Raw genomic sequence first — 11620 nt, forward strand, 5'->3', positions numbered from 1 at the left:
ACGCATGCTTCCTGGCACGCCGATTGCGGTGCGCCGGCCCGGGTAGGCCGCCCGGCGTGCCGAGTGCCAGGGGTCAACGCAGCGCCGCCCGTTCGCAGTCACCACTGTGGGTCTGGCCGGCGGTGACAGCAGCGGTCGCCGCCGGGCTGGGTCTGCTGCTCAGCGACGTGAAACCTCGCAGCGGCATCCTCGCGGACCTGTGGCCGAGTGACACCAGCGCAGCGGGAAGTCTCCTCCAACTCGTGGCGACGGCCGCGGTCACCATCACCACGCTCACGTTCAGCATCACGATCGTCGCGCTCCAGCTGGCCTCGCAGCAGTTCTCGCCCCGGCTGCTCCGCGACTTCGTCCGCGACCCGGTCACCAAGCGGGTGCTGTCGATCCTCTCCGCGACGTTCGTCTTCTCGATCACCGGACTGCGCGGGCTCAACTCGGCTCAGCCGGTACCCAGTTTGGTGCTGCTGACGGCAGCGCTGCTCGGCATCGCGTCCCTCGGCGCGCTGCTGGTCTTCATCAGTCACATGGTGCGCATGCTCCGAGTCGACACGATGATGACCCGCGTCCACACCGACGCCCGCCGCGCCATCGAGCAGTTCTACCCCCCTTACGACGACGACCAGCAGCGGTCCCCCGACGAGCTGGAGCTCGACGCCTCCACCGGCTCGTTGGTCACCGCGCACGACAGCGGGTTCGTGGAGGTGGTGGACGTTGGCACGCTGGTCGACAGCGCCCGGCAGCACGACGCCGTCGTCCGCGTCCAGGTGCGGCCCGGCGACCAGGTCACCCAGGGCACGCCGATCGCCACCGTCTGGAGCCGAGCCGGCGACGAGCTGACGGACGCCGTCCGCGCGGCGGTGGTGCTCAACAACGAGCGCACCATCGACCAGGACGCCGGCTTCGGGTTCCGCCAGCTCGAGGACATCGCCGTGAAGGCCATGTCACCGTCGGTCAACGACCCGGTGACTGCGGCGACCGCGGCCGGGCACATGGCCGATCTGCTCGTCCGGTTGACCGGCCGACGGCTCGGCGCGACCCTGCACGAGGACGAGGACGGGACCGGTCGCGCAATCGTGCCCGACCGCGATCTGCGCTACTACCTCGACCTGTCCTGTGGCCAGCTGTCCCGGTTCGGTGCCGACGAACCCACCGTTCTCATGGCGCTGCTGCGCATGCTCCGGGACGTGGCCGTGGCTTGCCGCGACGACCAACAGCGGGCCGAGGTCGCGCGGGCTGCCGACCTGGTCGCGGGTGAGCTCTCCCCCGAGCGCAACGACGTCGACACCTCAGCGGTGCAGGACCACCGCGACCGGGTCGGCGCCGCCCTGGAAGGACGGTTGGAGGCGGCCTTCGGCGACCGGGCGGGGGAGACGCGGTCCATGTGAGCGGCGGTCGTGTCCTCATCCCGCCACCGGGCCGTGATCGGTGCCAGGACGAGCACGCCCGACCGGATCACGAGGCCGCCCACGACGTCGAGGTTGTGCGGGGGGCGGGCGGCGGGCGGCGGCAACCTCAGACCGCCTCCGAGGCCAGCGGCACGTGCTCGTCGGCCCGCTCCAGGTGCAGCGGCTGCAGCGGTGAGGTCTGCTCCAGGTGGAGGAACGCGTCGTAGCGCTCGCCGAGCACGGTGGGCACGTAGTTCCCCCACCGCTCCCGCTCGGGCCGGTACACCACGCCGATGGCGCGGTGGTCCAGCCGCCGGTCCAGCCAGCCGGGTTGTTCCGTGCGGGGGAAGACGAACAGCGAGTCCTCCCCCACGGCATCGTGCAGCAGCGCCTCCAGGCTGCCCGCGCGGGCCGGGGGCACGGACATGCGGGTCATCTGGGCGCCCCACTCGGCACCGGCGATGACGCTGCCCCGGTGCCCGCCGAAGCCGACCAGGACCACGTCGCCGCGCCCGTGCCGTTCGCGCAGCAGCTGACCCACCGTGACCATGCCGCCGGGAGCCATGTCCGTGGCCCGGGCGTCGCCGATGTGGGTGTTGTGCTCCCACACCACGACCTTGCCGCCGGTGTGCTCGAGCAGCCGGTCGAGGACGTCGACCATGTGCACGTCCCGGACGTTCCAGGACGCCGCCGACCCCTGCACCATCGCCCGGTGGTAGCGCTCCGCGTCGACCACCACCGCGGCGTTCTGCTCGGCGGAGAAGCGGGCCTCCGCGTCCTCCGCCCGAGCCTCCCGCCGTCCCCGGTCCGCGCACAGCGAGCGCAGGACCTCGACCGCCGCGTCCTCGCAGCTCGTGGGCGAGAGCCGGTGCGCGAAGGCGTACTCGGCGCCGTCCTCGCCGTAGGGCTCGAAGCAGGCCAGCGCGCGCCGCGCCTGGCCGACGTGCTCCGGCTCGTTGGCCTCCAGCCAGGCGATGAGCTCGTGCATCGAGTCCCACAGGCTGTAGACGTCCAGGCCGTAGAACCCGGCCCGGTCCTCCTCGCTCCGGTCGGCGTTGTGCCGGCGCAGCCACCGGCAGAAGTCGACGACGTCGTCGTTGCCCCACATCCAGGTCGGCCAGCGGGCGATGGCGTCGAGGGCGTCCCGGGGGTCCTCGTCGGCACCCGGCCGCAACCGCACGCTCCGGTTCACCCGGAAGCAGTCGGGCCAGTCGCCCTCGACCGCGACGACGGTGAACCCGCGTTCCTCGATGAGGCGGCGGGTGAGGGCGGCGCGCCAGGCGTAGTACTCGTGCGTGCCGTGGCTCGCCTCGCCCACCGCGACGATCCGCGCGTCGCCGATCCGCTCCAGCAACGGGTCCAGGTCCCCCGCACGCCGCAACGGCCGCGCCAGGGCGCGCACCTCTCGTCGGTCCTCCCCGTCGGTCATCGCCGCCCCCTCGCCGTCATCGTGAGGCGGCACACCTACCCCGGACGGGATGGGCCGCATCCTCGAGCGGGCCTCGCGCGTTCGTCCCGGTAGGAGCCCGCCGATGCACGAGGCCTCCCCCCGCCGGGGCACGCCGGTGGCCAGGTGGTACCGGGGAGGCGGCCGACACCGGGAGGATGCACGGCATGGACGGCCATCGGAGCGCACCGGCAGCCACGCTGCTGGCCGTCGTCTACCTCGTCGGCGGGGCGCTGTGCTTCGCCGGCGCGGCGTCACCGATGGCTCCCGAGACCCCGGTGGACCTGCTCTGGGGCCTGGGCGTCGCCGGCGTCGGCATCGGGGCCGCACTGCTCGCGTTCGGGCAGCGGCTCCCCTCGTGGGCCCTCCACGCCGCTCTGGCCCTGGTCTCCGTGCTCGTCGGCGTGCTGGCCTGGCGGTCGGCGACACCGGTGGGGATCGTGGGCCTCGGCCCGGCCATGACCGCCGTGGCGCTCTACGCCGCGCACGTGCTCCCGCTACCGTCGGCCCGCGCGCACACCGCCTTCGTCGTCGCCGCGGCCAGCGCGGGCGCCGCGGCCGCGGAGCCATCGGGCTTCCTCAACGCATGGCTGGCCCTGTCCGTGACCGTCCTCGTGCTGGCCGAGGCGCAGGGACGCCTGGCCCGCCGCCTGCGGGAGGCCGCCGACACCGACCCGCTCACGGGGGTGGCCAACCGGCGGTCGTGGGAGGTCGACGCCTCGCGCCACCTCGCCGGTGCGCTGCGCACCGGGGACCCGCTGAGCGTGGCCATCCTCGATCTGGACGACTTCAAGCAGGTCAACGACCGGGACGGCCACGGCGCCGGCGACGCCCTGCTGCGCGAGCTCACCGCGAGCTGGGCGCAGCGGCTGCGTTCCGCCGACCTGCTCGGCCGCTACGGCGGGGACGAGTTCGTCCTGTGCCTGCCGGCCACGGACGAGCGGGGAGCGCAGGAGCTGCTCGCCCGCCTCGAGGAGAGCCACGACTTCCGCTGGTCGGTGGGACTGGCGACCGTCCGGCCGGGCGACACCCTGACCGGCGTGCTTGCCCGGGCCGACGAGGACCTCTACCAGCGCAAGCGCGCCGGCCGCCAGACCCGCTGACCGCGGCTCAGCCGCGCCGCCAGTCGTCGCTCGTCAGGTGGGAACCGGCCATCGCACCCATCTCCAGCATGCCGCCGTCCACCGGCCACGACGCCCCGGTGACGTAGCCGGCCGCGGGCGAGGCGAGGAACGCCACCACGGCGGCGACCTCCCGGGCGGACCCGGCCGGGTCAGCGCCGAATGCGAGGCCCGGGGACTGCGACCGGTCGCGTGGGCCGGATGCGCTCGCCGGAGGAGGACGGCCCTTCCTGCGGTTGACCGCCACGGTTACCGGACCTGCGGCCCGGGGTAGCGCCCGGGCGGATGGCTGACAACCGGCTGCGACGACGGGTCCTGCGGATCCGCGACCGCATGCACCGCGGCTACGGCCGGGTGCCCGAGCCGGCGCGAAGGCTGCTCGACTGGGTCCGCAGTCCGGAGTTCGTGACCACGAGCTCCAGCCTCGCGTTCTACGCGATGATTTCGCTGCCGCCGATGGTGCTGCTCGGCTTCTGGATCGCCGGGTTGTTCGTGGACGCTGCCAGCCTGCAGGACCTCGGTGTCCAGGTGACCAGCCGGGCGCCCGACCAGCTGCCGATCGCCGATGTGCTGCGTGAACTCATCGACGTCGCCGCGCAGACGGGCCCGTTGGCGGCGGTGGCCGCCATCTGGCCGGCCACGACCTACGGTGCCGCTCTCGCCCGGGCGTTCAGCGACATCGCGCCGGCGGCCGACCGGCGCATCCGTGGCTGGAAGGGCCGGCTCCTGGCCCTCGTGATCATCGCCGCGTTGCCCTTCGCAATCTTCTCCGGCCTGGCCACGCTCTACCTGGTCCCGCGCCTGCTGGGTGCCGGCGGCTGGCTGCAGGCGACGCTCGGGGTGGGCGCAGTAGGGCTGCTCGGGCTGCTCATCGCGCTGGTCTACGGCCTCTTCGAGCTGCGCGAGACCCGCTGGCACGACATCGCCGTCGGCGCCGCCACCGCCGTCGGCCTCATCACCGTCGTCACCGCCGGCTACCTGGTCTACCTCGAGGTCGCCGACTTCAGCCGGCGCTACGGCCCCACCGCGCTGGCCACCGCGGTGCTCCTCGGCCTCTGGCTGCTGCTGGCCAACGCGTCCGTGCTCGCCGGGTACCGGCTCATGTCGCGGCGGGCCGACCGCCGCTCCGGGCACGCGACCCGCTGACGTCCGGCGCCGACGCGGCGCGGTCGAAACGGCCCGCCCAGTCGGCCAGGAGGTCGCGCAGCGCGGGCGGGCGCAGCACGGTGAACTCCGCCTCGACGCTGCCCAGTGCCAGGGCCGCCCAGTTCAGGTCGTGGGTCTCCATGCGCAGCCGGCACCGCGCTCCCGGCTCCTCCGTCACCGTCGCCCAGGGGCCGATCCGGTGACGGACGTCGTCGGCAGGGGCCTCGACCAGCGCCTCCACGACGTGTGCCGCCGAGCGTGCGTCGGTCCCCCGGCGGACGAACGCCGCGGCGTCCTCGGCGGGCAGGGTCCGCAGGGCGAAGCGCTGGCCGGTGACCCGGGGTGCGCTGAGCCGGTCGAGGCGGAAGCTGCGCCAGTCACCGCGGCCGAGGTCGTAGGCGACGAGGTACCACCGCCGGCCCAGCGCGACGAGCCGGAACGGCTCGGTCAGCCGCGCGGTGCGGGCGCCGTCGGCCGCGACGTAGGCGAACTCCAGCCGCTCGGAGTCGCGGCACGCCCCGGCGACGGCGACGAGCACCTGCGGATCGACCACGGCGCCGGTCGCACCCCACGCCGCAGGCACCGTGACCGCGCGCAGCGCATCCGCCCGGCGCCGGAGACGGGGCGGCAGCACCTGCGTCACCGTGGTCAGCGCGCGCACCGACGCCTCGGCCATCCCGGCGACGGCGCTCTGGGCGGCGGCCTGGAGGCCGACGGTCAGCGCCACCGCCTCGTCGTCGTCCAGCACCAGCGGAGGGAGCACCGCGCCGGGCGCCAGCCGGTAGCCGCCGTCCACCCCTGGCTGCGCGTCCACCGGGTAGCCGATCTCGCGCAGGCGCTCGACGTCGCGCCGGAGGGTGCGCAGCGAGATGCCCAGCCGCTCGGCGAGGTCGCCGCCGGGCCAGTGCCGGCGCTGCTGCAGCAGCGAGAGCAGCCGCAGCGTGCGGTTCCCCGGACTGGTCACGACTCAGATTCTTCCCCATTGCGGTCAGGATCTGTCACCGATGGTCCCTAGCGTCATGGGTGACCGATCCACCGGACGGAAGGCACCACGATGACCACGACCAGCCCCACCCTGACCGCCGAGCGCGCCGACCTGCTGGAGCTGCTGCAGACCTCGCGGCACTTCCTCCGATTCACCGTCCAGGGGCTCACCGACGAGCAGGCCCGGCAGCGGACGACGGCCAGCGAGCTCACCCTCGGCGGCCTGATCAAGCACGTCGCGCGCATCGAGGCCGGCTGGGCACGCTTCGCCATCGAGGGGCCCGAAGCGGTCGCCGCGCCGCAGGACGAGGCCGGCTACGCCGACTGGGCCGACGGCCACCGGCTGCTCCCCGGGGAGACGCTCGAGGGGGCGCTGGCCGAGTACGAGGCGGTGGCCGCCCGCACCGACGAGCTCGTCCGCACCCTCGACCTGGACGCCTCCTTCCCGCTGCCGGAGGCGCCGTGGTTCCCGCCCGGTGCGCAGCGCTCCGTGCGCCGCACGTTCCTGCACATCGCCGCGGAGACCGGCCAGCACGCCGGGCACGCCGACATCCTGCGGGAGTCCCTCGACGGCCAGAAGACGATGGGCTGAGGTCCGGGTCAGTCCCCGCTCAGGGACGCCACGTGCGCGGCGGCGCGGTCCCGCGCCTCCGCCGCGTCGGCCGCCTCGCGCTCGGCGGCCGCGCGGCGGCGCTCCTCGCGCTTGAGCGCCGCCGCGGCATCGGCGACCTCCCGTTCGGCCTCGGCCAGCTGGTCGGCGAGCTCGTCCACCCGCGCCTGCAGCTCCGACCGGCGCCCAGCGAGCTCCTCGGTCTTCTGCCGGTGTTCCTCGAGGACGGCGGCGGCCTCGTCCGCGGCAGCGGCGGCCTCCTCCTCCGCCGCGTGGGCCTCCGCCAGCTCGCGGAGGCGCCTCTCCTCCGCGGCCCGCCGGCGCTCCTCCTGCTCGCGGGCCCGGCGATCGGCCGCCGACTCCCCCGCCTGCTTCTCGGGGGCCGGCGACCGCGCCGGCTTCCCGGTGCGCTCGGTCGTGCGTTCCGGCCGGGGTGCCGGGTGGACGAGCCGGAGGTCGGGCTTGGACACCGTCGTCCCGAGGCCGCTGTAGGACATCGGCGAGGTGAGCCGGCCGGTCAGCAGCGCCCGGCCGGCGTCCGGGTCGGCCATGGCCGCGCGCAGCGTCTCCTCGACCTGGGTCGCGACGCCCGCGCTCACCGGGTGCTCGCGGGCGGCGGCCAGCCCCCGCGCCTGCCGGGTCAGGGCGGTGACCAGCTGCCGCCGCTGGACGTCGAGGGCGCGCAGCTGGTCACCGGCCAGGTTCTCCTGGGCCTCCCGGAGCAGGTCGCCCAGCTCGACGAGGTTCTCGATCTCCTCGCGGTGCTCGCGGACCAGCAGGTTGCAGGCCCAGGCAGCGGCCGAGGGCTTGGGCAGCGCGCCGATCTCCTTGGCCAGCGCCTTGTCCCCCTCCGCCTTGGCCTCGTCCTGTCGGGTCGTCCGCAGCGCGACGAACTCCTCGGGCGGCACCTCGTACAGCTCGTCGGCCACCTCGTCCAGGTCCACGCGCCGAGCCTGTCACGTCCACCCCGAGGGCCGACATGGCCATCCTGGCCCTCGGGGCGGCGCACTCAGCAGCAGGAGGCGGCAAGCGGCGCGTCGGTGGCGGACCCCTCGGGCGTGCAGCAGTTGCCGTCGCCGGAGAGGGCGGCCGGCGCGGCGTCGGTCTTCCCCTCGAGGTCGGGGCGGGCGTCCGCCTTCACGGTGTAGACCTCCCACGGCTCGCCGCCGGGGCCGGTCACCCACACCTTGTCCTGGACGGCGTAGCAGCAGGTGGTGTTCTCCTCCGGCCGCGTCGCCAGGCCGGCGTCGGCGAGCCGGTTCGTCGCCGCCGTGACCTCGTCGGTCGTGGCCACCTCGACGCCGAGGTGGTCCATGCGGGTGGGCTCGCCGGCCTCGCCCTCGAGCAGCACGAGCTTCAGGGGCGGCTCGGCGACGGCGAAGTTGGCGTACCCGGGACGGCGCTTGGCCGGCTCGGTGTCGAAGAGCCGCGAGTAGAACGCGACGGCGGCGTCGAGGTCGGCGACGCGGAGGGCGAGCTGGATACGGGACACGGGGACCTCCTGAGGACAGGACATCGACGGACGTCGATGTCTGTACGCCGAATGAACACCTGACATCGATGCTTGTCAATACGATGGACGTCGTTACGATGGGCACCGATGTTCGCGAACGAGGAGACGACGATGAGCGACCCAGGCCTGGCGTGCTGCACGCCGCTGTCCGGTACGGCGATGTCCGCCGAGCAGGCCGAGCAGGTCGCCCCGCTGCTCAAGGCGCTGGCCGACCCCGTCCGGCTGCGGCTGGTCAGCCTGATCGCCTCCAGCGCGACCCGTGAGGCCTGCGTCTGCGACCTCAACGACGCCTTCGACCTCACCCAGGCCACGATCAGCCACCACCTCAAGGTGCTGCACTCCGCCGGCCTGCTGGACCGCGACAAGCGCGGGGTCTGGGTCTACTACTCCGTCCGCCCCGAGGCGCTGTCCGCCGTCGCCAGCCTCTTCTCCACCTCCGCGCTGGCCCCGGCATGAGCGACGCCGTCCGCGAGACCGCCCGCACCGACGTCCCCGCCGACGCACCGGTGCTGCAGAAGCTCTCGACGCTCGACCGGTTCCTGCCGGTGTGGATCGTCGCCGCGATGGCGCTGGGCCTCGCGCTGGGCCGCTGGGTGCCGGGTCTGGACGACGCCCTGTCCGCCGTCGAGGTCGGCGACGTCAGCCTGCCGATCGCGATCGGGCTGCTGCTGATGATGTACCCGGTGCTGGCCAAGGTCCGGTACTCCGAACTCGACCGGGTCACCGGCGACCGGAAACTCCTGCTCGCCAGCCTGGCGCTGAACTGGCTGCTCGGGCCCGCGCTGATGTTCGCCCTGGCCTGGCTGCTGCTGCCCGACCTCCCGGAGTACCGGACCGGCCTGATCATCGTGGGCCTGGCCCGCTGCATCGCGATGGTGCTGATCTGGAACGACCTGTCCTGCGGCGACCGCGAGGCCGCCGCGGTGCTGGTCGCGATCAACTCGGTGTTCCAGATCGCCGCCTTCGCCGCGCTGGGCTGGTTCTACCTGCAGGTGCTGCCCGGCTGGCTGGGCCTGTCGACGACGTCGGCGGAGTTCAGCGTCTGGGCGATCCTGCTCAGCGTGCTGGTGTTCCTCGGCATCCCGCTGCTCGCCGGCTTCCTCACCCGCACGATCGGCGAGCGCCGCCGCGGCCGCGCCTGGTACGAGGAGCGGTTCCTGCCGCGCATCGGCCCGATCGCGCTCTACGGCCTGCTCTTCACCATCGTCATGCTCTTCGCGCTGCAGGGCGACGCGATCACCTCGAACCCGTGGGACGTCGCCCGCATCGCGCTGCCGCTCCTGGCCTACTTCGCCCTGATGTTCGGCGGCTCGTTCCTCCTCGGCATGCGCCTGGGGCTGGGCTACGCGAAGACGGCGACGCTGGCGTTCACCGCCGCGGGCAACAACTTCGAGCTCGCCATCGCCGTCGCCATCGGCACCTTCGGCGTGACCAGTGGTCAGGCGCTGGCCGGCGTCGTCGGCCCGCTCATCGAGGTGCCGGTGCTGGTCGGTCTCGTCTACGTCTCCCTGTGGGCGGCCCGCCGCTGGTTCCCCGGCGACCCGACCGTCCCCGACCTCGTCCGGAGGACCCGATGACCACCGAGAAGTCCCTGCCCGGCCTGCTGACCCCCGAGGCCTCGCTGCACCGGCTCGCCGACGACCTCGCGGCCCGCTTCACCGGCGTCTTCGCGCGGGAGACGGTCGACCGCTACGTCTTCGAGTCCTACACGGCACTGGCGCGCACCGCGCGGGTCACCGCTCACCTCCCGGCGCTCACCGCCCGGTTCGCCTCCGAACGGCTCACCGCACTGGCCCAGGCGAAGGGCGCCGTCGCGCACGACGTGCCGGAGGTCTTGTTCGTCTGCGTCCAGAACGCCGGGCGCTCGCAGATGGCCGCCGGCCTCCTGCAGCTCCTCGGCGCCGACCGGGTGCACGTGCGCTCGGCCGGGTCGCAGCCCGCCGCGTCCATCGACGAGGCGGTGGTCACGGCCATGGCAGAGGTGGGCGTCGACCTCGCGGCGGAGTTCCCCAAGCCGCTGACCGACGACGTCGTCCGTGCCGCCGACGTCGTCGTCACGATGGGGTGCGGTGACGCCTGCCCGGTGTACCCCGGCAAGCGGTACCTCGACTGGCAGGTGCGCGACCCCGCCGGCCTGACCCTCGGCGAGGTACGAGCCATCCGCGACGACATCCACTCCCGGGTGCGCGCACTGTTCGCCGAACTCCAGCCGACCCACGCCTGAACCTGATCGAGAGGGAACCCGTGCCCGACAAGCCCAGTGTCCTGTTCGTCTGCGTGCACAACGCCGGCCGCTCGCAGATGGCCGCCGGCTGGCTGCGGCACCTGGCCGGGGACGGCGTCGAGGTCCGGTCGGCCGGCTCGCTGCCCGGCGACCAGGTGAACCCGGCGGCGGTCGAGGCGATGGCCGAGGTGGGCATCGACATCTCCGACCAGCGGCCGAAGGTGCTCACCACCGACGCCGTCGAGGCCTCCGACGTCGTCATCACCATGGGCTGCGGCGACGCCTGCCCGATCTTCCCGGGCAAGCGCTACCTGGACTGGCAGCTCGACGACCCGGCCGGCCAGGGAGTGGATGCGGTCCGCCCCATCCGCGACGAGATCGAGCGTCGGATCCGCGGGCTGCTGGCGGAGCTCGGAGTCAGCGCTCCCGCGTGAGCAGGAAGAAGAACGGGTCGGGCAGGCCGCGTAGGTCCATGAGCCCGAGCCGGACGTCGTCGGACACCCGGCGGAAGACGTCGATGATGGGCAGCGCGTCGTAGACCATGGCCGCCGTCTGCACGCCGCGGTGCTCCACCGACCGCAGCCGCGCCCGCGGTCGCGGCGTCGTCACCAGCGGGCGTGCCAGCCGGAACACGGCACGGGCCGCCTGGGAGTGCGCCAGGCCGGGCCGGTCGCGCAGGACCGCCATCGGCACGAAAGCCGGGTCCACCGGCCGGGGCCCGGAGCGGGTGCTGAACAGCAGCGGGTGCACGGTCTCCGCGTCGAGGAACTCCTTGCCGTACCAGCCGTGGGCCTCGAGCAGACCGTCCAGCGGCGACCCGGTCGGCAGCCCGCTCCCCCGCCACCGGCCGAGCATCTCCCCGGACTCCACGGGGTCGAGCCCGTCGAACAAGGCCAGCGCCTCCTCCGAGGAGGCGCCGGCCCCGTGCTCGACCAGCCACTGGTCGGTGCTCATGCGACCGGCCTCACGCCACCGGCCGCTCGAAGGTCACCAGCACGCCCTCCACACCGCCGGGCCCGATGCGGCCCTTCACCTCGACGGACGTGACGGCCTTGAGCTGCCAGCCCTCCCGGGCGTGCTCGTTGAGCACCTTCTCGAGCTTGCCGCCGGACATCTTGCCGCCGACCATCCCCTCGCGGATCTCCTCGACCTTGTACTCGAACCGTGCCGCCATGCCAGCCTCCTCGTGGAAG

General features: G+C 73.8%; 15 protein-coding genes. 8 read left to right on the top strand and 7 right to left on the bottom strand.

Translation table 11 applies throughout. The features are described from left to right. The first annotated feature begins 56 nt into the window (after nucleotides 1–56). Nucleotides 57–1382: a DUF2254 domain-containing protein gene (locus BLS70_RS02870; protein WP_255362193.1), complete on the top strand. Its 1326-nt coding sequence runs from the start codon at nucleotides 57–59 to the stop codon at nucleotides 1380–1382. Nucleotides 1383–1509: 127 nt separating this feature from the next. Here BLS70_RS02870 and BLS70_RS02875 read toward each other — a convergent pair whose 3' ends face one another. Further along, a complete protein-coding gene (locus tag BLS70_RS02875; protein WP_091763958.1) occupies nucleotides 1510–2811 on the bottom strand; it encodes an erythromycin esterase family protein in 1302 nt (433 codons plus the stop codon). A 185-nt stretch (nucleotides 2812–2996) separates the two neighbouring features. Between BLS70_RS02875 and BLS70_RS02880 the strand changes: the two genes are divergently transcribed. Beyond that, the gene (locus BLS70_RS02880; protein ID WP_176946255.1) at nucleotides 2997–3932 is read left to right on the top strand and encodes a GGDEF domain-containing protein; all 936 of its coding nucleotides are present in this window, start codon (nucleotides 2997–2999) and stop codon (nucleotides 3930–3932) included. A 7-nt stretch (nucleotides 3933–3939) separates the two neighbouring features. Here the strand turns inward: BLS70_RS02880 and BLS70_RS02885 are convergent, their stop codons facing one another. Then, entirely contained in the window at nucleotides 3940–4071 is a 132-nt protein-coding gene (locus BLS70_RS02885) for a hypothetical protein (RefSeq protein ID WP_439645377.1), read from the bottom strand. A gap of 164 nt (nucleotides 4072–4235) precedes the next feature. Here BLS70_RS02885 and BLS70_RS02890 point away from each other — a divergent pair, with 164 nt between their 5' ends. Next, complete coding sequence (locus BLS70_RS02890; RefSeq protein ID WP_091763960.1) at nucleotides 4236–5096, top strand: YihY/virulence factor BrkB family protein; 861 nt, start codon at nucleotides 4236–4238, stop codon at nucleotides 5094–5096. Here BLS70_RS02890 and BLS70_RS02895 read toward each other — a convergent pair. Then, entirely contained in the window at nucleotides 5050–6060 is a 1011-nt protein-coding gene (locus BLS70_RS02895) for a helix-turn-helix transcriptional regulator (protein ID WP_091763961.1), read from the bottom strand. The genes BLS70_RS02890 and BLS70_RS02895 overlap by 47 nt on opposite strands. Nucleotides 6061–6150: 90 nt before the next feature. On the opposite strand from BLS70_RS02895, the gene BLS70_RS02900 reads away from it, so the two are divergent. Next, on the top strand, nucleotides 6151–6672 hold the full coding sequence (locus tag BLS70_RS02900) for a DinB family protein (protein WP_091763962.1): 522 nt from the start codon (nucleotides 6151–6153) through the stop codon (nucleotides 6670–6672). An 8-nt stretch (nucleotides 6673–6680) separates the two neighbouring features. Here the strand turns inward: BLS70_RS02900 and BLS70_RS02905 are convergent, their stop codons facing one another. Further along, nucleotides 6681–7634, bottom strand: coding sequence for a hypothetical protein (locus tag BLS70_RS02905; protein WP_091763963.1), 954 nt, complete (start codon nucleotides 7632–7634; stop codon nucleotides 6681–6683). Between the two features lie 65 nt (nucleotides 7635–7699). Beyond that, on the bottom strand, nucleotides 7700–8182 hold the full coding sequence (locus BLS70_RS02910; RefSeq protein WP_091763964.1) for an ArsI/CadI family heavy metal resistance metalloenzyme: 483 nt from the start codon (nucleotides 8180–8182) through the stop codon (nucleotides 7700–7702). 132 nt (nucleotides 8183–8314) lie between these two features. On the opposite strand from BLS70_RS02910, the gene BLS70_RS02915 reads away from it, so the two are divergent. The 4 genes from BLS70_RS02915 to BLS70_RS02930 are packed head-to-tail and all read left to right on the top strand — an operon-like array spanning nucleotide 8315 to nucleotide 10861. Beyond that, entirely contained in the window at nucleotides 8315–8659 is a 345-nt protein-coding gene (locus BLS70_RS02915; protein WP_255362194.1) for an ArsR/SmtB family transcription factor, read from the top strand. Continuing rightward, nucleotides 8656–9780 (top strand): ACR3 family arsenite efflux transporter, encoded by a 1125-nt coding sequence (gene arsB, locus BLS70_RS02920; RefSeq protein WP_091763966.1) that lies wholly within the window; start codon nucleotides 8656–8658, stop codon nucleotides 9778–9780. The genes BLS70_RS02915 and arsB overlap by 4 nt, the downstream gene beginning before the upstream one ends. Continuing rightward, the gene (locus BLS70_RS02925; RefSeq protein WP_091763967.1) at nucleotides 9777–10427 is read left to right on the top strand and encodes an arsenate reductase ArsC; all 651 of its coding nucleotides are present in this window, start codon (nucleotides 9777–9779) and stop codon (nucleotides 10425–10427) included. Before arsB ends, BLS70_RS02925 begins: the two co-directional genes overlap by 4 nt. A gap of 20 nt (nucleotides 10428–10447) precedes the next feature. Further along, nucleotides 10448–10861, top strand: a complete 414-nt coding sequence (locus BLS70_RS02930) for an arsenate reductase ArsC (protein WP_091763968.1) — start codon at nucleotides 10448–10450, stop codon at nucleotides 10859–10861. Here BLS70_RS02930 and BLS70_RS02935 read toward each other — a convergent pair. Together BLS70_RS02935 and BLS70_RS02940 are read right to left on the bottom strand one after the other, a co-directional pair. Beyond that, the gene (locus BLS70_RS02935; RefSeq protein ID WP_091763969.1) at nucleotides 10845–11381 is read right to left on the bottom strand and encodes a DUF4334 domain-containing protein; all 537 of its coding nucleotides are present in this window, start codon (nucleotides 11379–11381) and stop codon (nucleotides 10845–10847) included. The genes BLS70_RS02930 and BLS70_RS02935 overlap by 17 nt on opposite strands. Nucleotides 11382–11391: 10 nt before the next feature. Next, nucleotides 11392–11601 (bottom strand): DUF4177 domain-containing protein, encoded by a 210-nt coding sequence (locus tag BLS70_RS02940; RefSeq protein WP_091763970.1) that lies wholly within the window; start codon nucleotides 11599–11601, stop codon nucleotides 11392–11394. Between the last annotated feature and the right edge of the window lie 19 nt (nucleotides 11602–11620).

Source organism: Blastococcus aurantiacus (assembly GCF_900102425.1).
Taxonomy (GTDB): domain Bacteria; phylum Actinomycetota; class Actinomycetes; order Mycobacteriales; family Geodermatophilaceae; genus Blastococcus; species Blastococcus aurantiacus.